Here is a 21050-nt window from a genome sequence, read left to right on the forward strand (position 1 = left end):
GGCCCCGGCCCCGCAGGCGCCCGCCCCCCAGGCCCCCGCGGCCCAGGAGCAGGCTCCGGCACGCCCCGCCGCCCGCGAGGGTGGCGCCGCGCAGGGTGGTGCCCGTCCGGCACCCCGCCCCGGCGGTCCGCGTCCGGGCAACAACCCGTACGCCCCGAGCCAGGGCATGGGCCGCAGCCGCGAGGCCGCGCCCCGTCCGGGCAACAACCCCTTCGCCCCCAGCCAGGGCATGCCGCGTCCGCAGAGCCGTCCGGGCGGTCCGCGCCCGGCCGGCCCCGGTGGTGCCGGCGGTCCGGCGGGTCCGCGTCCGGGTGGGGCCCGTCCCAGCCCGGGCATGATGCCCGACCGCAGCGCGGTCGCCCGTCCCGGTGAGCGCCCCGCGCGCGGTGGCGGTCGCCCCGGTGCCGGTGGCGGTCGCCCCGGTGGCGGCGGTCCCGGTGGTGGCGGCTTCGCCGGTCGTCCCGGCGGTCCCGGTGGGCGCGGCGGCTACGGCCGCGGCGGCACGGCCGGTGCCTTCGGTCGCGGTGGCGGTCGTCCCGGTCGGGCCCGCAAGTCCAAGCGCGCCAAGCGCGCCGAGTTCGAGCAGATGCAGGCCCCGTCGATCGGCGGCGTCAGCGTCCCGCGCGGCGACGGCTCGACGATCATCCAGATCCGTCAGGGCGCGAGCATCAGCGACTTCGCGGACAAGATCAACGCCAACCCCGGTGCGCTCGTCACCGTGCTCTTCCACCTCGGTGAGATGGCCACGGCGACGCAGAGCCTCGACGAGGACACCTTCAAGGTCCTCGGCACCGAGCTCGGCTACGACATCCGGATGGTCTCGCCGGAGGAGGAGGAGCGCGAGCTCTACGACTCCTTCAGCATCGACCTCGAGTTCGGGATCGACTCCGAGGACGAGGACGACCTCGAGGCCCGTCCTCCGGTGGTCACCGTCGTCGGTCACGTCGACCACGGAAAGACGCGCCTCCTCGACGCCATCCGCAACGAGGACGTCGCGGGCGGCGAGGCCGGTGGCATCACGCAGCACATCGGTGCCTACCAGATCCACCGCGAGCACGAGGGCATCGACCGTCCGATCACCTTCATCGACACCCCGGGTCACGAGGCGTTCACCGCCATGCGTGCCCGTGGTGCGAAGGTCACCGACATCGCGATCCTCGTGGTGGCGGCGGACGACGGCGTCATGCCGCAGACCATCGAGGCGCTCAACCACATGCAGGCGGCCGACGTGCCGATCGTCGTCGCGGTCAACAAGATCGACGTCGACGGCGCGAACCCGAGCAAGATCCGCCAGCAGCTGACCGAGTACAACCTCGTCGCCGAGGAGTACGGCGGCGAGACGATGTTCGTCGACGTCTCCGCGAAGCAGGGGCAGAACATCGACAGCCTCCTCGAGGCCGTGCTGCTCACCGCGGACGCCGCGCTCGACCTGCGGGCCAACCCCGACCGTGACGCCCGTGGTGTCGCGATCGAGGCGAACCTCGACAAGGGTCGCGGTGCGACGGCCACCGTCCTCATCCAGTCCGGCACGCTCAGCGTCGGTGACGCCATCGTCGCCGGCTCGGCCCACGGCCGCGTCCGCGCCATGCTCGACGAGCACGGCAACAACGTGGCGGAGGCGACCCCGTCGCGTCCGGTCCAGGTGCTCGGTCTCTCCTCGGTCCCGCGGGCCGGCGACACCTTCGTCGTCGCCCCCGACGACCGCACCGCGCGCCAGATCGCCGAGAAGCGCGAGGCCGCCGACCGTCAGGCCAGCCTGGCCAAGGCCCGCAAGCGCATCTCGCTCGAGGACCTCAACGAGGCCCTCGCGGCGGGCAAGGTCGACACCCTCAACCTCATCCTCAAGGGTGACGTGTCGGGTTCGGTCGAGGCGCTCGAGGACGCCCTGCTGCAGATCGACGTGGGCGACGAGGTCGACCTGCGGATCATCGACCGCGGCGTCGGCGCGATCACGCTGAACAACATCAACCTGGCGATGGCGTCCAACGCGATCATCATCGGCTTCAACGTGCGGGCCGAGGGCCAGAACGCCGAGGTCGCCGAGCGCGAGGGCGTCGAGATCCGGTACTACCCGGTCATCTACCAGGCGATCGACGAGATCGAGCAGGCGCTCAAGGGCATGCTCAAGCCGGAGTTCGAGGAGGTCGAGCTCGGCTCGGCGGAGATCCGCGAGATCTTCCGCTCGAGCAAGTTCGGCAACATCGCCGGCTCCATCGTCCGCAGCGGCGAGATCAAGCGCGGCACGAAGGCCCGCATCACGCGCAACGGCGTGGTGGTGGCCGAGAACGTCGACATCGCCGGCCTGCGCCGGTTCAAGGACGACGTCACCGAGGTCCGCGAGGGCTTCGAGTGCGGCATCAACCTCGGGTCCTACAACGACCTGCAGCTCGAGGACCTCATCACCACGTACGAGATGCGGGAGAAGCCGCGCGCCTGATGCGGCGGGTCCCACGCGCAGCGTGGGCGAAGCCGCGCGCCTGATGCGGAGCTCCTGACGAACGACGAGAACATGCCGCGTGCCCTCCGGGGTGCGCGGCATGTTCTCGTCTCTCGACGGGTGACCGGGCCGGGGGCCGGCGGGGGAGTGCGCGGCGCGGACCGCCGGTGACCTAGGGTTGGACGGCCCCACCGCCGTGGGGCCGCGCCCGCCGAGCAGAGGAGGAGCCGTGGCCGACGAAGCCCGTGCCCGCAAGGTCGCCGACCGGATCAAGACGGTGACCGCCGAGAACCTCGAGTCGATCGTCAAGGACCCCGACCTCGGGTTCGTCACGGTCACCGACGTCCGCGTCACCGGCGACCTCCAGCACGCCTCGCTCTTCTACACGGTCTTCGGCGACGAGGACCAGCGCGCGACCACCGCCCGGCTCCTCGAGCAGAACAAGGGCCGGCTGCGCTCGCTCGTCGGCAAGCAGCTCGGCATCCGGCTGACCCCCTCCCTCGAGTGGATCGCCGACGCCATCCCCGAGACCGCCGCGCACCTCGAGGACCTCCTCAAGGAGGCTCGTGAGCGCGACGCCGAGGTGGCCCGGGCCGCCGCCGAGGCCCGCTACGCCGGCGAGGCCGACCCCTACCGCAAGGAGCGGGACGAGGACGCCGCCGCCGAGGACGGCGAGGACGCCCCGGGTGCCGACGCCCGCTGAGCCGGCCGCGCCGACCCCCGACGGCCTGCTGGTCGTCGACAAGCCGGAGGGCTGGACCAGCCACGACGTCGTCGCCCGTGCCCGGCGGCTCTGCGCGACCCGCAAGGTCGGGCACGCCGGCACCCTCGACCCGATGGCCACCGGCGTGCTCGTGCTGGGCGTCGGCCGGGCGACGCGGCTGCTGACCTTCCTCGTCGGCGCCGACAAGGACTACACGGCGACCATCCGGATCGGCCAGGGCACCCTGACCGACGACGCCGAGGGCGAGACCACGAGCTCCCCGGGCGCCGAGGGTCTGGACCGCGCCGCTGTCGAGGCTGCCGTCGACGCACTCACCGGCGACATCGAGCAGGTCCCGAGCGCCGTGAGCGCCATCAAGGTCAAGGGCGAGCGCGCCTACCACCGCGTCCGGGCCGGGGAGGACGTGCAGCTGGCCCCCCGGCCGGTCACGGTCTCCCGCTTCGTCGTCGGCGACCTCCGCCCGGCCGACGCCGACGGCACACCCGTGCTCGACGTCGACGTCGAGGTCACTGTCTCTTCGGGAACCTATGTCCGGGCCCTGGCCCGCGACCTCGGCACGGCCCTCGGCAGCGCCGCGCACCTCACCGCGCTGCGGCGCACCCGGGTCGGCGGCTTCGACCTCGCCGGAGCCCACGCCCTGGCCGACCTCGAGGCCCGGCAGGGCGAGCCGATGCCGACCCTGCCGCTCGCCGAGGCCGCCCGGGCGGCCTTCCCCGTGCGCGAGCTCGACGAGGCCGAGACCCGCGCCGTCGGGTACGGCCAGCGCATCCCGTCGGCCGAGGCCGGGCGTCGCGGGCCGGTGGCCGCCTTCGCCCCGGACGGCAGGCTCGTGGCCGTCCTCGACGAGGAACGCGCCAGCGCGCGGTCCCTCGTCGTCTTCGCCCCGGCGAGTTCGTAGAGTGTCTCCTGTGCACCGATGGTCCGACCCCGCCCGCACGCCCGAGGCCCTGCGCCCCTGCGTCCTCACGCTCGGCAACTTCGACGGCGTCCACCGCGGCCACAAGGCGGTGCTCGCCTCGCTCGTCGAGGCCGGGGCGCGCCTGGGCCTGCCGTCGGTCGCCATCACCTTCGACCCCCACCCGGTCGCGGTCCTGCACCCCGAGCGCGCCCCCGAGCTCATCGCCCCGGCGCGGATCCGTGACGAGCTGATCGCGGACACCGGGGTCGACGGCCTGCTCGTCCTCGACTTCACGACCGAGTTCGCGCAGCAGACCCCCGAGGACTTCGTGCGTTCGGTCTTCGTCCGAGGCCTCGACGCCCGCTGCGTCGTCGTCGGGATGGACACCCGCTTCGGCTACCGCAACTCCGGCGACGTCGGCACCCTCGTCGACCTCGGCGAGCAGTTCGGTTTCGAGGTGATCGCCCTCGACGACGTCGGCGACGGCGAGCGCTTCTCCTCCACGGTCATCCGCCGCGAGCTCGGAGAGGGCCGGGTCGCCGAGGCGGCCCGCATCCTCGGCCGCCCGCACCGCGTCGTCGGCACCGTCGTGCACGGCAACCACCGGGGCCGCGCGCTCGGCTACCCCACGGCCAACCTCGCCCCCGACTCCGACGGGCTGGTCCCGGCCGAGGGCGTGTACGCCGGCTGGCTGACCCGCCTCGACGTCCCCGACGACGCCCCGGACCGCACGATGCCGGCCGCCGTCAGCGTCGGCACGAACCCGACCTTCGACACGCAGGACCGCCGCACCGTGGAGGCCTACGTCCTCGACCGGGACGACCTGGACCTCTACGACGAGACGGTCATGGTCGAGTTCGTCGAGCACATCCGCCCGACGCTGCGCTTCGAGAGCATCGAGGAGCTCCAGGACGCGATGGCGGGGGACGTCGAGCGGTGCCGCGAGCTGCTGGCCAAGATCGTTCCCGCCTGACGCGCTGGGCCCGGCACGACGTCGGGCTCTTCGTCGCCGCGGCGGGGGCCTCCCTCGTCGGCGCCCTCCTCGTCTGGTCGGCGACGGCGCGCACCACCGGGTCGGCCTACCTCGTCCGCCACCTGCTGACGGCGGCCGTCGGGCTGGCGCTGGCGGTGCTCGTCGCCCGCGCCGGCCGCGGCCGGGTCCGCGCCGCGGCCCCGTGGGCGTGGGCGGGCGGTGTCGTCCTCCTGCTCCTCGTCCCCACCCCGCTCGGGACGACGGTCAACGGGTCGCGCTCGTGGCTCCCGCTGGTCGCCGGGTTCACCCTCCAGCCGGCCGAGATCGCCAAGGTCGGGGTGGTGCTGGCCCTGGCCGCGCTGCTGGGCGGCCGGCTCGAGCGTGGGCGCGACCCCGGCCCGCGCGAGCTGCTGCTCGCCGCCGTCGTCCTGGGGTTGCCGGTGGCCCTCGTGCTGCTCCAGCCCGACCTCGGCACCACCCTCGTGCTGCTGGCGACCGGGGGCGTCGTGGTCGTCGTCGGGGGGCTGCCGCGCCGATGGGTCGCCGCCGGCCTGGCGCTGGCCGTCGCCGCCGTCGTGCTCGCCCTGACGACACCGCTGCTCAGTCCCTACCAACGGGCCCGGCTCACCTCGTTCGCCGACCCGACCGCCGACCCCGAGGGCGCCGGGTACCAGGTCCGGCAGGTGCGCCTGGCCATCGGCGGCGGTGGCCTCTGGGGCCAGGGGTTCATGGACGGCTCGCGGACGCAGGGCGGCTTCGTGCCGTTCCAGCTCAACGACTTCGTCTTCTCGGTGGCGGGGGAGGAGCTCGGGTTCGTCGGGGCGGCCGGGCTGGTCGTCCTGCTCGGGGTCGTCGTCGTGCGCACGCTCGTCGTCGCGGCCCGCGCCGAGGACGCGTTCGGGCGGCTCGTCGGCGTCGGGGTGGCCACCTGGCTGGCCGTGCAGGTCGTGCAGAACGTCGGGATGAACCTCGGCCTGCTGCCGGTCACGGGGCTCCCGCTCCCGTTCGTGTCGTACGGCGGGTCCTCGATGATCGCCTCGTGGCTGGCGATCGGCCTCGTCGACGCCGCCCGCGCCGGGCCGGACCGGCGCTGACCGAGAAGTGACTCGCGGGTAACCGAATTGGTTCCCTCCGGCCGTGCGGTGTGACAGGATTCCGGCACCACGCCACCGATGCCGAGGACGATGAACCATGCACCTGGTGACCCCGCAGATCAACACGCCGGCCGACGAGCCCGTCGACCACGCCGTCCTCGAGCACCGGGCGCAGAGCGTCGCGCACCTGTTCCGGGACCGGGTGGCCGCCTCGGCCGACCGACCGGCCTTCCTCCACGCGATCGTCCGCGAGTCCGGGGACGAGTGGGTCACGGTGACCTGGCGCGAGCTCGACGTCGTCGTCCGCGAGCTGGCGGCGGGCATCGTCGCCCTGGGGGTCGAGCCCGAGGACCGTGTGGCCATCGCCTCCGGCACCCGCTACGAGTGGGCCCTGGCCGACCTCGCGAACATGCTCGCCGGGGCCGCGACGACGACGATCTACCCGACGACCATCGCCGACGACGTCGCGTTCATCCTCTCCGACTCTGGGGCCCGCGTCGTCTTCGCCGAGAACTCCGAGCAGCTCGAGAAGCTGCGGGCCATCCGCGACCGCATCCCCGGTGTCGGGCGGGTCGTGCTCATGGAGGGCGTCCCCGACACCGACGACTGGACGCTGACCTTCGACCAGCTGCGCCAGATCGGCCGCGAGTACCTCGCGGGCGACCCCGGCGCCGTCGACGCGCGGGTCGAGGCCATCAAGCCAGACCAGCTGGCGACGATCATCTACACCTCGGGCACCACCGGCCGCCCCAAGGGCGTGCGGCTGCTGCACAGCTCGTGGACCTACGAGGGTGCCGCCACCGACGCGATCAACATCCTCACCGAGGACGACGTGCAGTACCTCTGGCTGCCGCTCGCGCACGTCTTCGGCAAGAACCTGCTGACCCTGCCGCTGCAGATCGGCTTCGCGACGGCCATCGACGGCCGGATCGACAAGATCGTCGACAACCTCGCCGTCGTCAAGCCGACCTTCATGGGTGCCGCGCCGCGCATCTTCGAGAAGGCCTACGCGCGGATCCAGATGATGATGGCGGCCGAGGGCGGCCTCAAGGCCAGGCTCTTCGCGGCGGCCAGCGACACCGGCCGCGAGGTCAGCATCCTGCGCGAGCAGGGCAAGAACCCCGGCGGGCTCCTCGCCCGCAAGCACGCCGTCCTCGACAAGCTCGTGGCCAGCAAGATCCGCGAGCGCTTCGGCGGCAACATCCGCTTCTTCATCTCGGGCTCGGCCGCGCTCAACCAGGACATCGCGCGCTGGTTCGACGGCATGGGGATGCTCATCGCCGAGGGCTACGGGATGACCGAGACCAGCGCCGCCTCGTTCGTCAACCGCACCAAGGCCTACCGGTACGGCACGGTCGGGTGGCCGCTGCCCGGCACCGAGGCGCGCATCGCCGAGGACGGCGAGGTCCTGATGCGCGGGCCGGGCATCATGCAGGGCTACCACAACAACCCCGACGCGACGGCCGAGACCATCGACGCCGAGGGGTGGCTGCACACCGGCGACATCGGTGAGCTCGACGAGCGAGGCTTCCTGCGGATCACCGACCGCAAGAAGGACCTGTTCAAGACCAGCGGTGGCAAGTACGTGGCGCCCTCGATCATCGAGTCCACGTTCAAGGGCCTGTGCCCGTACGCCAGCCAGCTCATCGTGCACGGCGCGGACCGCAACTTCGTGTCCGCGCTGGTCACCCTCGACGCCGACGCGATGGCCGGCTGGGCCGCGCAGAACGGGATGGCGGGCCGCCCCTACGCGGAGGTGGTCTCCTCCGACGCGTGTCGGGCGATGGTCCAGGGCTACGTCGACGAGCTCAACGCCGGCCTGAACCGGTGGGAGACGATCAAGAAGTTCACCATCCTCGAGCACGACCTGAGCGTCGAGGACGGCGAGCTGACCCCCAGCCTGAAGCTCAAGCGCAAGGTCGTCGCCGACCGCTACCAGGACCTGCTGGACGCCCACTACTCCGGCTGAGCCGCGCGCGCCGGGGCCCGGCCACCCCCCTCGGGTGGCCGGGCCCGCGTGCGTCCGGTGCCGCTCAGCCGGTCGGGGTCCCCTGCGTCGCCTCGAGCCGCCCGCGCCAGGTGCTGCCGTCGGTGTAGGTGACGGTGGCCTCGGGCAGGGTGTCGTCGACGGGACCGCCGTCGGAGGCCACCGGCCACCAGGCCAGGAGGTGCCCGTCGCGGACCGTGGCGGTGACGTCCCCCCGCTGGGCGCTGTGCAGGACCACCGAGGCCACCTGCGGACCGGCCGCCCCCACGACCTCCGTGACGGCGGCGTCGCCGTTGACCGAGGTGCCCCAGGCGCTGAGCCGGATCTCGCGGCCCTGCGGCGCGGTGCCCCCTGTGCCGAGGTAGCCGGTGGTGCTCTGCGCGCGCAGGGGACCCGACCGGGTGAGGCAGGACCCCTCGACCCCGGGAGGTCCGCCGAGGACGACCATCGTCCACGCGCCCCGCTGCTCGGCGACGACGAGCCTCGCCGCGTCCAGGCCGGCCGGCGTCACCCCGCTCGGGTCGCTCCCGCCGTCCGAGATGGTGTCCCGCAGGGAGTCGCGGCAGGCATCCGCCGCGGCGAGCTGCTCGGGCGTGGTGGGGCGGTGCGGCACGGCCGTCCACGTGGCGTACGCGGTGTCCCCACCGGTCAGGAGCTGCACGCCGACGATGCCGACGGCGCTCGCGGCGGCGAGCCCGCCCACGACCGCCAGCCGCCGGCGGGTGCGGCGTCGGGTCGGGGGTGCGGGGTGCGGGCCGTCGTCGACGGCCGGGGCCGCGACGATGCGCGCCAGCAGGTCCTCGGCACGGGCCGCCTCGTCGCCGGTGAGCGGGCGGGCCGGCGCCGGGTCGAGGGCGGAGAGGGCGCGGGTGGTGGTGGGGTCGAGGTCGGTGCGGCTCACGGCACGCTCCCTTCGGGCAGTGCGGACGATCGGGTGGCCGCGGACGAGGTGAGCTCGAGGTGGCGGCGGAGGGCGCGCCGGGCGCGGGTGAGGCGCAGCCGGAAGGCGACCGGGGAGATGCCGAGCACGGCCGCGGCGCCGGGGGAGGTGAGGTCGTCCCAGTAGGCCAGGGCGAGCACCTCCTGGTCGGCGGCCGTCAGGCGCGGCCACGCGGCGACGAGGTCGAGGCGGCGGGCGACGAGGTCGGGGTCCTCGCCGGTGGGGGCGCTCCCGCGGAGGGCCTCGTCGGCGAGCCGCACGGCGAGCGCCTCCCGGCGTCGCACCCCGCGCCGGTCGTTGAGCAGGATGCCGCGGGCCACGCCGAAGGCCCACGCCCGTCCGGCGTCCGGGTCGGCGGGCAGGTCGGCGACGCGTCGCCAGAGGACGAGGAAGGTCTCGGCGACGACGTCCTCGGCGTGGGTGGGGTGCACCCGTCGGCTGACGAAGCGGAGCACGTCGGGGTACCAGGCGGCGTACGCGGCGCGGAACCGGTCCTCGTCGGAGGGCCCCGGTGGGGCGTTCGTGGTGTCCATGTCCCGTTCCTGTCCGCCTGCCGGGGAAGTGTGTCACCGGCGGGCGGGCACCGTGGGTCAGGACACGAGGTCGGCGAGGGCGCTCGAGACGGCCCGGTGGAAGGTGGGGTAGGCGAGCACCTGCTCGCGCAGCACGGCGGTGGGGACGCGGGCGTGGACGGCGGTGGCGAGCATCGAGAGCACCTCGCCGCCGGTGGGACCGACCGACGTGGCACCGACGAGGTGGCCGGTCGCGCGGTCCTCGACGACCTTGACGAGGCCCTCGCCACCGGGACTGTGGATCCAGCCGCGGGTCGACTCCTCCAGCGCGGTCGTGCCCGTGCGGACGTCGAGCCCGGCGTCGCGGGCCTGCTGCTCGGTGAGGCCGACCGCGCCGACCTCCGGATCGGTGTAGGTGACGCGCGGGACCGCGTGGTAGCTGGCCCACGGGCCGTCGGCGCCGGTGAGGTCGCGCAGCGCGATGCCCGCCTGGTACATCGACATGTGCGTGAAGGCGCCCTGGCCGGTGATGTCGCCGACCGCCCACAGCTTCTCGCCGGCGCGCATCCGCTCGTCGGTGACGACCGAGCGGGCGGCGGGGTCGAGGCCGACGGTCTCGAGCCCGAGGTCGCCGAGGTTCGGGCGGCGGCCCGCCGCGACGAGCATCCGGTCCGCCTCCAGGGTCAGCTCGTCGCCGCCCTCCGGGCGGACGACCAGCGAGAACCGGCCGTCCACGTGGTCGACGGAGGAGGCCGTGGCGCCGGTGAGGACCTGGATGCCGTCCGCGGCGAAGGCCCGGCCCACGACCGCGGAGGCCTCCGGCTCCTCGAGCGCGAGCAGGCGCGGTGCGGCCTCGACGAGGGTGACCGTCGTGCCGAAGCGGGAGAAGGCCTGGGCGAGCTCGGCCCCGATGGCGCCCCCGCCCATGACGAGGAGCGACGCCGGGGCCTCGGTGGCGCGCAGCGCCTCCCGGTTGGTCCAGTACGGCGCGGCGGCCAGCCCGTCCACCGGCGGCGCGGACGGCGCGGTACCGGTGTTGAGGACGACGCCGGTGGAGGCGACGAAGCGCTGCCCGTCGACCTCGACGACGCCGGGACCGGCGAGGCGGGCGTGGCCGCGGACGAACGTGACGCCCGCGTCCTCGAGGCGGCGCACGGCGACGGTGTCGTCCCAGTCGTCGGTGGCCTCCTCGCGGATGCGGGTGGCGACCACCGAGAAGTCCGGGGTGGCGCTCGCGGAGCCGGCGAGGGTGCCGACCCGGTGCGCCTCGGCGAGGGAGTTCGCGGCGCGGATCATCATCTTGCTCGGGATGCACCCGTAGTACGGGCACTCGCCCCCGACGAGGCGCTCGTCGACGCCGACGACGCGCATCCCGGCGCGGGCGGCCTCGGTGGCGAGGTGCTCGCCCCCGGGTCCGAGGCCGATGACGACGAGGTCGACGCGCTGGTCATCGCTCATGGCGAAGAGCCTCGCACGCCGTCCCCGCCCCGGGGACCCCCGCGGACGCCCACTTTCGCTCCTCGGCGGTGTCGGCGGCCCGCGGTAGACAGGGTCCCGCGCCCCGAGCCCCCGGGGCCGGCACGAGGAGGCCACCGATGTACGCACCCGCACCCGACGACGAGTCCACCACGCTGGTCGGCTACGTCGACCAGCAGCTCGAGGCCCTGCGCGCGTCGGTGCACGGCCTCACCGAGGAGCAGGCGCGCAGCACGCCGTGCCGCAGCGCGCTCTCCCTCGCGGGCCTGCTCAAGCACGTCACCCGGGGGATGGAGGGGGCCGTCGCGCTGCTCGCGGGCGAGGAGCGGGTGCTCGACGCCGAGGCGTACGCGGCGTACCAGGCCGCCTTCTCGCTCACCGACGACGAGAGCGCCGCCGGGGTGCTCGAGGCCTTCGACGCGGCACGACCCCGCTACCTCGCGGCCCTGCGCGCGGCCGACCCCGACGCCGAGCGCCTCGAGCCACCCTCGCCGTGGCACGGCATCACCGAGCCGATGCCCGCGCGCACCCGCTACTACCTGACCCACCAGGTCGAGGAGATGGCCCGGCACGCCGGCCACGCCGACATCCTCCGCGAGCAGGTCGACGGCGAGGCCGTGCCGCGCCTCGTCCTGTCCCGTCTCGGGGCGCCGGCCAACGCCTTCTTCCAGCCCTACGTCGCGGCCCCCGGCACCCTCGACGCCTGAGCCACGACGGGAGCGGCCGGTTTGGGCACGGCCCGTGCCCGACCTACCCTTGGGGGATGCCCGGACAGTCCGTCTTCCCCGCCCTCGAGCCGCTGCTCGAGCAGGTGAGCAAGCCCATCCAGTACGTGGGCGGCGAGCTGAACTCGACGGTCAAGCCCTGGGACGTCGCCGGCGACGCGACCGTCCGCTGGTCCCTGATGTACCCCGACGCCTACGAGGTCGGCGTGCCGAACCAGGGCGTCATGATCCTCTACGAAGTGCTCAACGAGCGCCCCGACGCCCTCGCCGAGCGCACCTACGCGGTGTGGCCGGACCTCGAGGCGTTGATGCGCGAGCACGGCGTGCCGCAGTTCACCGTCGACGCGCACCGCCCGGTCGGCGACTTCGACCTGCTCGGGATGTCCTTTTCCACCGAGCTCGGCTACACGAACATGCTCACGGCGCTCGACCTCGCCGGCATCCCGCTGCACGCTCGTGACCGCGACGAGTCCCACCCGCTCGTCGTCGCCGGTGGCCACGCGGCGTTCAACCCGGAGACCATCGCCGACTTCGTCGACTGCGCCGTCGTCGGCGACGGCGAGGAGGCCGTGCTGGCCATCACCGACATCGTCGGGGACTGGAAGCGCGAGGGCCGTCCCGGCGGACGCCACGAGCTGCTGCTGCGCCTGGCGCGCACCGGTGGCGTCTACGTGCCGGCGTTCTTCGACGTCACCTACCTGCCCGACGGTCGCATCCAGCGCGTCGCGCCGAACGCCCCCGGCGTGCCGTGGCGCGTCTCGAAGCACACCGTCATGGACCTCGACGCCTGGCCCTACCCGAAGCAGCCGCTGGTGCCGCTCGCCGAGTCGGTCCACGAGCGCATGTCGGTCGAGATCTTCCGCGGCTGCACGCGCGGCTGCCGCTTCTGCCAGGCCGGGATGATCACCCGCCCGGTGCGCGAGCGGTCCATCACCGGGATCGGCGAGATGGTCGAGCGCGGCCTCGCGGCAACGGGATTCGAGGAGGTCGGGCTGCTCTCGCTGTCGAGCGCGGACCACTCCGAGATCGCCGACGTCACCAAGGGGCTTGCCGACCGCTACGAGGGCACGAACACCGGTCTGTCGCTCCCGTCCACGCGCGTCGACGCCTTCAACATCGACCTCGCCAACGAGCTGACCCGCAACGGTCGCCGCTCCGGCCTGACCTTCGCGCCGGAGGGCGGCTCCGAGCGCATCCGCAAGGTCATCAACAAGATGGTCAGCGAGGACGACCTCATCCGCACGGTGGCCGCCGCGTACGGCGCCGGCTGGCGGCAGGTCAAGCTCTACTTCATGTGCGGCCTCCCGACCGAGACCGACGAGGACGTCCTCCAGATCGCCGAGCTCGCCAAGCGGGTCATCGAGACCGGCCGCGAGGTCAGCGGCCGCCGCGACATCCGCTGCACCGTCTCGATCGGCGGGTTCGTGCCCAAGCCGCACACGCCGTTCCAGTGGGCCGCCCAGCTCGGCGCCGAGGAGACCGACGCCCGGCTCCAGAAGCTGCGCGAGGCGATCCGCGCCGACCGCCGCTTCGCCAGCGCCATCGGGTTCCGGTACCACGACGGCAAGCCCGGCATCGTCGAGGGCCTGCTCTCGCGCGGCGACCGCCGCGTCGGCCGGGTCATCGAGGCCGTGTGGCGCGACGGCGGCCGGTTCGACGGCTGGAGCGAGCACTTCTCCTACGAGCGCTGGATGGCCGCCGCCGAGCGCGAGCTGCCCCCGCAGGGCGTCGACGTCGCCTGGTACACCACCCGCGAGCGCGAGGAGAGCGAGGTCCTGCCCTGGGACCACATCGACTCCGGGCTCGACAAGGAGTGGCTCTGGCAGGACTGGCTCGACGCGCTCGACGAGACCGAGGTCGAGGACTGCCGCTGGACCCCGTGCTTCGACTGCGGCGTCTGCCCGCAGATGAACACCGAGATCGAGATCGGCCCCACGGGCAAGACCCTCCTGCCGCTCACCGTCCTCGGCTCCGGCCGCGCGGCGATGGCCGAGGCCGCGCACACGCACTGACGCCGGGCGCTCGTGGTGGCCTCAGGCGCGCAGAGCCGCCACGACCGACTCGACCCGTCGGGCACGCGTCTCGGGCTTCTTCGCCGCGAGGACGGCCTCTGCGTGCCGGCGCTGCGCGCTGTACGTCAGGGCCGCCCAGGCACTCGCGGCCGCGGGCTCGGCGGCCAGGGCGGCGGCGAGGTCGTCCGGCACCTCCACCGTGCGCGGCGCGTCGTCGAGGACCACCGTGACCGTGTGCGTCTCGCCGGCGGCGATGCCCGCCGCCTCGCGGACCGCCGCGCTCGCCCCGAGGAGGAAGCGCCCGCCCATCGAGGCGATGCTGGTGCGCCAGGTGTGACCGGCGACGGTCGCCGCGACCTTCGGGCGCCGGCCGCCACCGAGCCCCTCGACGACCTCGTCGGGGACCACGAAGCCCGTCGTCGTGCCGCCGGTGGCCTCGAGCTCCGTCGTGAACTCCATGGGCGGCAGTCTGCCCGACCGCAGACCGGTCCTGCAGGGTGACGGAGGCGACGCGTGGCGTGGGTCGCAGCGGCGGACGCCGGCGCCGAGGCGGGGGGACGATGGACCCGTGGGCAGGCCGAGCGGCAGCAGCCGGCGTCGGGCCCTCCTCCTGGGCTCCGACTCCGGCCGGGACGCCCTGCGCCGCATCGCCGTCGCGCTGAGCGCGCTCGCGGCCGTGACGGTGGTCGGCACGCTCGGCTACGTCGTCCTCGGCTTCCCGTTCCTCGACGCGCTCTACCAGACCGTCACCACGGTGGCGACGGTCGGCTTCCGCGAGGTGCGGCCGCTCGGGCCGGGCGGCCAGGCCTTCACGATCGTCCTCATCCTGCTCGGGGTGGGGACGGTCCTCTACAACCTCGGGGTCCTCGTCGAGGCCGTCACCGAGGGCCACCTGCGCGAGCACCTCCGGAGGCGTCGCATGGAGCACGACATCGCGCGGCTGCGCGACCACGTCATCGTCTGCGGGTACGGCCGGGTCGGCCGCTCCGCGAGTCGCTACCTGCTCGACCGCGGCCACCGGGTGGTCGTCGTCGACACCGACGAGGTCCGGCTGGCCGGGGCCGACGGACCCTGCGTCCACGGAGACGCCGCGGACGACGACGTCCTGCGCGCGGCCGGCATCGAGCGGGCGCGGGCGCTGGTCTGCGCGCTCGACAGCGACGCCGACACCACCTACGCGACGCTCTCGGCCCGCGCGCTGCGACCCGACCTCGTGATCATCAGCCGGGCCCGCACCCTGGCCTCGAAGGACAAGCTCGTCCTCGCCGGGGCCACCCGGGCGGTCAACCCGCAGCTCATCGGCGGACGGCGGATGGCCTCCTTCGCCCTCCACGCCGACGTCGCCGAGTTCCTCGACGAGGTGATGCACGACGACGACCTCGACGTCCGGATCGAGCAGGTGCGGCTCACGGACGCGGACGGGGTCGTCGGGCGCACCCTCGGCGAGGTCGACGTCCTCGGCACCTGCGGCTGCCAGCTGCTCGCCGTCCGCGCGCCGCGCAAGGGCCCCTTCACGCCGTCGCCGCCGGCGGACCGCGTCCTCGAGGCCGGAGCCACGCTCATCGTCTTCGGCACCCCCGAGCAGGTCGGCCGGCTGCGCGCGCTCGCGGTCACGGGGCAGCCCGTGTCGGCGGTCGGGGGCACGCTGGGGGGATGAGCACCGAGCACCCGTCCGTCCTCACCGGCCCCGCCCTGCCCCCCGGGTACGGCAGCGTCAACCCGTTCGCCGCGGTCCGGGGCCCCGGTGGTTGTGCCGGCTTCGTCCGGTTCGTCGAGGAGGTCTTCGGGGGACGCGAGACGCTCGCCGCCCACACCGTCGACGCCGATGGCCTGCTCATTCACGCCGAGGTACGGGTCGGCGACTCCACCATCATGTGCGCCGACGCCAAGCCGCAGTGGGCCTTCACCCCGGCGCTGCTCCAGGTGTACGTGGCCGACGTCGCGGAGGTCGTGGACAGGGCGGTCGCGCACGGCGCCGAGGTGGTCACGCCGCCCACCGCGTTCCACGGCGGCCAGCGGCTGGCCCGCCTCCTCGACCCGTGGCACGGCGTGTGGTGGCTCTTCGAGTACGGCCCCGGGAGCACGGCGCCCAGCGAGGGCCCCGACGAGCTCCCGCGATGGCGCCCCGACCCCGATGCGCCGCCGAGCGAGGTCTTCCGCACCGTCGACGAGGCGATGACCCACCTCGGCCCGCCCCTTCCCTGACCGCCCCGCGTCGGCCACAGTGGGTCCGTGCCCCGAGCGGTCCTGTCCCTCGCCCCCGTGCTCGCCGTGCTGCTCACGGTCGGGTGCGGGCAGGGCAGCCGGGTCGCGACCCTGGCCGACGACGTCGCCCGCGCCACCCGGTTGGACAGCGACGAGGTGCTCCGCCTCGCGCAGCCCGAGGCCGATGCCGCGGGTCGCTCCACCGACGACCTCCTGCGCGGGTGGTCCTCGTCCCTGCGCGACGCCGCGACCCGCTACCGCGAGGTTCCGGCCGAGGAGAGGGCGGTCGCCTGCGACGCCGTCACCACGGTGCTCTCCGACTCCCTCGATGGCAACCCGGCCACCGACCCGAACCCCCTGCTCGCGGCGGCGTCGGCCGTGGCGGGGGCCAACCCCACCGTCGGGAGGCGAGCCCTGGCGGACGACCTGACCAAGGCCGCCGGCCAGGTGCAGGCGGGGCAGCCCTCGGCCCTGACCCTGCTCATGCTCAAGACTGGTGTCTGCCAGGTGGCCGGCGCCTGAGCGCGGGGCAGGCCGGCTGACAGGATGGCGACCGTGGACGACCGCCCGCCCCCGCCCAGCGAGATCACGCTGCGCTTCCTGGCGGCCCCGACCGATGCCGGCCACTCCGGCTCGGTCTCGGCCGGCCGGGTGCTGGAGTGGATCGACAAGGCGGGCTACGCCGCGGCCGCGGGCTGGAGCGGCACCTACTGCGTCACCGCGTACGTCGGCAACGTCCGCTTCACCCGCCCGGTCGAGATCGGCGACCTCGTCGAGGTGACGGCCCGCGTCGTGCACACCGGGCGCAGCTCGATGCACATCAGCGTCGACGTGGCCTCGGGCGGCCCGCGCACCCGAGCCCTCGAACCGGCCACCCGGTGCCTCATCGTCTTCGTGGCGGTCGACGACGCAGGCCGCTCGACCCCCGTCCCCGAGCTCGTGCCGCGTACCACCGCCGACGAGCTGGCGCGGGCGTGGGCCTTGCGCCGGGCCGACGTGCGCGCCGAGGTCGAGGCGGCGATGGCCGGCCAGGTCTACTCCGACGCCGGCACCGCGCCCCGCGTGACGCTGCGCTTCCTCGCTGCGCCGACCGACGTCAACTGGGGCGGCAAGGTGCACGGCGGCATCGTCATGCGCTGGATCGACGAGGCGGCCCACGTCCTCGCGACGCAGTGGACCGGCGACGCCGACAACGTCGCGATCTTCACCGGGGGAGTGCGGTTCTACCGGCCGCTGCGCATCGGGCACCTGGTCGAGGTCGAGGCCCGGCTGCTGCACACCGGGCGCACCTCGATGCACGTCGGCGTCCACGTGCGCTCCGGCGACCCGACCGGCGGCGCCGACGCGCTCGAGCTGACCACGTACTGCCGCACCATCCTCGTCGGCCTGGATGCCGACCGCCGGGCGGTGCCGACGCCGCCGTGGGTGCCGGTGTCCGACGAGGACCGTGCGCTGGACGCGCACGCCGTCGAGCTCGTCGCCATCCGCGCCCGCCACGGCGACTGACCGGTCCGCCCGCATCCCGTCCGCGCCGTCTGCGGCTTGTGTCATTGACGATAGTGTGTGACGCACACTATGGTGTGACGCATGACGGATGACGAGGGTGTGCTGGCGGGGCACCTGCAGGAGCTGCGGCGGGGCACCGTCGTCGTGGCGTGCCTGGCCGGCCTGCGCACGCCGGACTACGGCTACGCGCTGTTGGAGTCGTTGGCGCGGGGCGGTTTCGAGGTCGACGCCAACACTCTCTACCCGCTGCTCCGGCGCCTCGAGAAGCAGGGGCTGCTCACGGCCGAGTGGAACACCGAGGAGTCCCGGCCGCGCAAGTTCTACCGCACCAGCCCGGCGGGGGAGAGCGTCCTGGCCGCCCTGCGCGCCGACTGGCGCTCCCTCGACGCCGCCATCACCGACCTCGCCTGACCTGCTCCGACCGAGAGGACGACCCCCATGGGCACCCTGACCGACCGCTACGTCTCCGCCACCGTCCGCGAGCTCGCGCAGGACCAGCGCGAGGACGTCGACCGCGAGCTGCGCGGCACCATCGAGGACATGGTCGAGGCCCGCCTCGACGCCGGCTCGGCCTCCGACCGCGAGGCCGCCGAGCACGACGTGCTCGTCGAGCTCGGCGACCCCATCCGGCTCGCCGCCGGCTACACCGGCCGGCCGCTGCACCTCATCGGCCCGGCGCTCTACCCGGAGTGGCGCCGGCTCGTCACCGTCCTCCTCGCGGTCGTCGTGCCGATCGCCGCCGTGGGCACCCTCGTCGTGCGCCTGTTCGTCGACGACGTCGCGACCGACGGAGTGGGTCCGGCCTTCGGGAGCGCCGCCCTCGCCGGGCTCAGCACCGCCCTGCACATCGCCTTCTGGACCACGCTCGTGTTCGCGATCCTCGAGCGCACGCAGCCGGGGAAGGGCGTCATGGGATGGACGCCGGAGCAGCTGCCCGACGCACCCGACTCGCGCCGGTCGGTGAGCCGCGGCGAGACGGTCGGCTCGCTCGTCGCGCTGCTGGTGATGGTGCTCGCCCTCGTGTGGCAGCAGGTCAGCTCGCCGGTGCGGCTGCGCGGCGAGGAGGTGCCGGTGCTCGACCCCGACCTCTGGACCGGATGGCTGCCGGTGCTCCTCGCGCTGCTCGTCGCCCAGGCGGTGCTCGTCGTCGCCGTCCACCGGGCCGGGCGCTGGACGTGGGGGAGCGCCGGCGTCGGGGGGCTCCTCGACGTGGCGACCGCCGCGCTGCTCGTGTGGCTGCTCCAGACCGACCGCTTCTTCGACGGCCGGTTCCTCGACGCGCTCGTCGACGGCGGCTGGGTGAACGCGCCGCGCGATCTCACGGTCGGGGTGACCCTCGGCGTGCTCGTCGTGACGGTCTGGGACCAGGTCGAGACCGTCCGCCGCCTCCGGCGGGGGTGAGCGGACCGTCCGGAGCCCGAGGCTGAGCGCTCGCTGAGGACGGCGGTGCGGGCGCGCCTGTGCCGGAGCCCGACCCGTGACATCCGTCAGGGGGTGAGGGGCGGGCGCGGGGTGAGAGTCGGCCACGCGGGGCCACCGTCCCGCGTCCGTCACTCGCAGGAGGTCCTCCGTGACAGGTACGACTCGTGGCACGGCGGCGCTGATCGGCGTCGCCGCCCTCGCCGTGGCATCCGCCGGTGCCGCCGTGGCATCACCCCACGCAAACGGTCGGCACGAGGTGAGCAGGGCGCCCGCCTGGACGGCGCACGTCGCCTCGCAGCGCTCCGCCGCCACCACGGGCGGCACGACCCGGGTGAAGGTCTGGCTCGCCCCGCGCGACGCCGCCGGGCTCCGGGCGCTCGCGGCCTCCGTCTCGGATCCCGCCTCGGCGCAGTACGGGCGCTTCCTGGACACCGCGCAGTACGCGGCGCGCTTCGCCCCCTCGGCGGCCACCGTCTCGGCCGTCGGCAGCTGGGCGCGGGGCGCCGGGCTGCACGTCGACGCGGTCGGGACCGACCGGCACTTCGTCGAGGTCTCCGGCAGCCGCTCGGCGGTCTCGACCGCCTTCACGGCCGGCCTGCAGACCTTCACCCTCGACGGCCACACGGGCACGGCCCCGACGACCGCCGTCACCGTGCCCGACGCCCTCGGTGGCCAGGTCCTCGCCGTCACCGGCCTCGACACCGTCACCCACCGGACGACCCCGGCGCAGGAGGGCGGTCGCGGCACGAGCACGACGTCGTCGGCCTCCCCGAGCGACCTCGGCCCGCCCGCCGGGTTCGTGAACTCCACGACGTGCGGTGCGTACTACGGCCAGAAGGTCGACCGCACCGACCCCGCCTTCGAGGGCAAGCACCTGCCCTACTCCGTCTGCGGCTACACCCCGAAGCAGCTGCGATCGGCCTACGGCGTCACCGCGACGAAGCGCACCGGCAAGAACGAGACCGTCGCCATCACCGACGCGTTCGCCGCCCCGACCATCGAGGAGGACGCCAACACCTACGCGACCCGCCACGGGGACAAGGCCTTCCGTCGCGGCCAGTTCTCGCAGGCCAACGACACCACCTACGACCCGGCCAAGGTCGAGGAGTGCGGTGGCAACGGCTGGTTCGGTGAGGAGACCCTCGACGTCGAGGCCGTCCACGGGATGGCGCCCGACGCCAAGGTCGCCTACTACGGAGCGGCCAGCTGCTACGACGACGACCTGCTGAACTCGATCGCCCGCGTGGTGCACGACGACAAGGCGTCGGTCATCTCCAACTCCTGGGGTGAGCCCACCTACGTCGTGGTCGACGGCGTGAAGACGCCGACCATCGACGACGCGCTCGTCCAGGCCTACGAGTCGGTCATCCTCCAGGGTGCCGTGCAGGGCATCGGCACCTACTTCTCCTCGGGTGACGACGGCGACGAGGGCGCGAACACCGGTGTCGTGTCGCCGGACTGGCCGGCTGCCGACCCGTACGTCACCGCCGTGGGCGGGACCGCGCTCGCGGTCGACAAGAACGGGCAGCGCCGGTTCGAGACCGGCTGGGGCACCGAGAAGTACACCCTGGCGAACGGCGCCTGGGACCCGGCCGGCTACCTCTACGGAGCCGGTGGCGGCTGCAGCAGCCTGTTCACGAAGCCCTTCTACCAGCAGCACACGAGCACCGGCTGCGCCATGCGCGGCGTCCCGGACGTCGCGATGGACGCCGACCCGACGACAGGCATGCTCGTCGGCGAGACCCAGGTGTTCGACCTCCCGACCCGCTTCGGCCAGGGAGTCCGCTACGGCGAGTACCGCATCGGCGGCACCAGCCTCGCGTCACCGCTGATGGCGGGACTGCAGGCCGACGTCCAGCAGACCCGGGGTCGCATCGGCTTCGCGAACCCGATGCTGTACCGGCTCGGGAAGCGCTCCGGTGTCTTCCACGACGTGCGGCCGGAGGGCGACGCGGGCAACATCCGCGTCGACTACGTCAACGGCGCCAACGCCGACGACGGCACGGCCGCCACGGTGCGCACGTTCGACCAGGACTCGAGCCTCACGACGGGTCGTGGCTGGGACGACGTGAGCGGGGTCGGCAGCCCGACGGCGGCCTACCTGCGAGCAGCGTCGGGCCGCTGAGCAGCGGTCCACCA

General features: G+C 74.0%; 19 protein-coding genes. 15 read left to right on the forward strand and 4 right to left on the reverse strand.

Annotated elements, in window-relative coordinates; all coding sequences use genetic code 11:
• The 6 genes from infB to ACQZ2A_RS01750 all read left to right on the forward strand — a co-directional run.
• Positions 1-2437: translation initiation factor IF-2 (gene infB / locus ACQZ2A_RS01725; RefSeq protein ID WP_430206769.1), on the forward strand; the 2437-nt coding region annotated here is incomplete at its 5' end.
• 229 nt (positions 2438-2666) lie between these two features.
• A complete protein-coding gene (gene rbfA / locus ACQZ2A_RS01730; protein WP_430206770.1) occupies positions 2667-3140 on the forward strand; it encodes a 30S ribosome-binding factor RbfA in 474 nt (157 codons plus the stop codon).
• Positions 3124-4059, forward strand: coding sequence for a tRNA pseudouridine(55) synthase TruB (truB, locus tag ACQZ2A_RS01735; protein ID WP_430206771.1), 936 nt, complete (start codon positions 3124-3126; stop codon positions 4057-4059). The genes rbfA and truB overlap by 17 nt, the downstream gene beginning before the upstream one ends.
• Before the next feature lie 10 nt (positions 4060-4069).
• Positions 4070-5032, forward strand: a complete 963-nt coding sequence (locus ACQZ2A_RS01740; protein WP_430206772.1) for a bifunctional riboflavin kinase/FAD synthetase — start codon at positions 4070-4072, stop codon at positions 5030-5032.
• Complete coding sequence (gene rodA, locus ACQZ2A_RS01745; protein ID WP_430206773.1) at positions 4996-6126, forward strand: rod shape-determining protein RodA; 1131 nt, start codon at positions 4996-4998, stop codon at positions 6124-6126. Before ACQZ2A_RS01740 ends, rodA begins: the two co-directional genes overlap by 37 nt.
• 97 nt (positions 6127-6223) lie before the next feature.
• Complete coding sequence (locus ACQZ2A_RS01750; RefSeq protein ID WP_430206774.1) at positions 6224-8095, forward strand: AMP-dependent synthetase/ligase; 1872 nt, start codon at positions 6224-6226, stop codon at positions 8093-8095.
• Between the two features lie 64 nt (positions 8096-8159).
• On the opposite strand, the gene ACQZ2A_RS01755 is transcribed toward ACQZ2A_RS01750, so the two are convergent.
• The 3 genes from ACQZ2A_RS01755 to ACQZ2A_RS01765 are packed head-to-tail and all read right to left on the reverse strand — an operon-like array spanning position 8160 to position 11023.
• Positions 8160-9014, reverse strand: a complete 855-nt coding sequence (locus ACQZ2A_RS01755; protein WP_430206775.1) for a hypothetical protein — start codon at positions 9012-9014, stop codon at positions 8160-8162.
• Positions 9011-9586 (reverse strand): RNA polymerase sigma factor, encoded by a 576-nt coding sequence (locus tag ACQZ2A_RS01760; protein WP_430206776.1) that lies wholly within the window; start codon positions 9584-9586, stop codon positions 9011-9013. Before ACQZ2A_RS01760 ends, ACQZ2A_RS01755 begins: the two co-directional genes overlap by 4 nt.
• Before the next feature lie 57 nt (positions 9587-9643).
• A complete protein-coding gene (locus ACQZ2A_RS01765; protein ID WP_430206777.1) occupies positions 9644-11023 on the reverse strand; it encodes a dihydrolipoyl dehydrogenase family protein in 1380 nt (459 codons plus the stop codon).
• A gap of 137 nt (positions 11024-11160) precedes the next feature.
• Here ACQZ2A_RS01765 and ACQZ2A_RS01770 point away from each other — a divergent pair, with 137 nt between their 5' ends.
• Entirely contained in the window at positions 11161-11748 is a 588-nt protein-coding gene (locus ACQZ2A_RS01770; protein ID WP_430206778.1) for a DinB family protein, read from the forward strand.
• Between the two features lie 56 nt (positions 11749-11804).
• The gene (locus ACQZ2A_RS01775) at positions 11805-13778 is read left to right on the forward strand and encodes a TIGR03960 family B12-binding radical SAM protein (RefSeq protein ID WP_430206779.1); all 1974 of its coding nucleotides are present in this window, start codon (positions 11805-11807) and stop codon (positions 13776-13778) included.
• 21 nt (positions 13779-13799) lie between these two features.
• Here the strand turns inward: ACQZ2A_RS01775 and ACQZ2A_RS01780 are convergent, their stop codons facing one another.
• On the reverse strand, positions 13800-14237 hold the full coding sequence (locus tag ACQZ2A_RS01780; protein WP_430206780.1) for a YdeI/OmpD-associated family protein: 438 nt from the start codon (positions 14235-14237) through the stop codon (positions 13800-13802).
• Between the two features lie 109 nt (positions 14238-14346).
• Between ACQZ2A_RS01780 and ACQZ2A_RS01785 the strand changes: the two genes are divergently transcribed.
• The 7 genes from ACQZ2A_RS01785 (at position 14347) to ACQZ2A_RS01815 (ending at position 21036) form a co-directional block, all read left to right on the forward strand.
• On the forward strand, positions 14347-15435 hold the full coding sequence (locus tag ACQZ2A_RS01785; RefSeq protein ID WP_430206781.1) for a potassium channel family protein: 1089 nt from the start codon (positions 14347-14349) through the stop codon (positions 15433-15435).
• A complete protein-coding gene (locus ACQZ2A_RS01790; RefSeq protein WP_430206782.1) occupies positions 15432-15983 on the forward strand; it encodes a VOC family protein in 552 nt (183 codons plus the stop codon). The genes ACQZ2A_RS01785 and ACQZ2A_RS01790 overlap by 4 nt, the downstream gene beginning before the upstream one ends.
• A 27-nt stretch (positions 15984-16010) precedes the next feature.
• On the forward strand, positions 16011-16505 hold the full coding sequence (locus ACQZ2A_RS01795; RefSeq protein ID WP_430206783.1) for a hypothetical protein: 495 nt from the start codon (positions 16011-16013) through the stop codon (positions 16503-16505).
• Positions 16506-16538: 33 nt separating this feature from the next.
• Positions 16539-17489, forward strand: coding sequence for an acyl-CoA thioesterase (locus ACQZ2A_RS01800; RefSeq protein ID WP_430206784.1), 951 nt, complete (start codon positions 16539-16541; stop codon positions 17487-17489).
• A gap of 81 nt (positions 17490-17570) precedes the next feature.
• Positions 17571-17900: a PadR family transcriptional regulator gene (locus ACQZ2A_RS01805; protein WP_430206785.1), complete on the forward strand. Its 330-nt coding sequence runs from the start codon at positions 17571-17573 to the stop codon at positions 17898-17900.
• Between the two features lie 27 nt (positions 17901-17927).
• Positions 17928-18890 (forward strand): permease prefix domain 1-containing protein, encoded by a 963-nt coding sequence (locus ACQZ2A_RS01810; RefSeq protein WP_430206786.1) that lies wholly within the window; start codon positions 17928-17930, stop codon positions 18888-18890.
• 277 nt (positions 18891-19167) lie between these two features.
• Complete coding sequence (locus ACQZ2A_RS01815; RefSeq protein ID WP_430206787.1) at positions 19168-21036, forward strand: S53 family peptidase; 1869 nt, start codon at positions 19168-19170, stop codon at positions 21034-21036.
• The last annotated feature ends 14 nt before the right edge of the window (positions 21037-21050 follow it).

The sequence above is a fragment of the Phycicoccus avicenniae genome, from assembly GCF_050496545.1.
GTDB classification, from domain to species: Bacteria; Actinomycetota; Actinomycetes; order Actinomycetales; family Dermatophilaceae; genus Phycicoccus; species Phycicoccus avicenniae_A.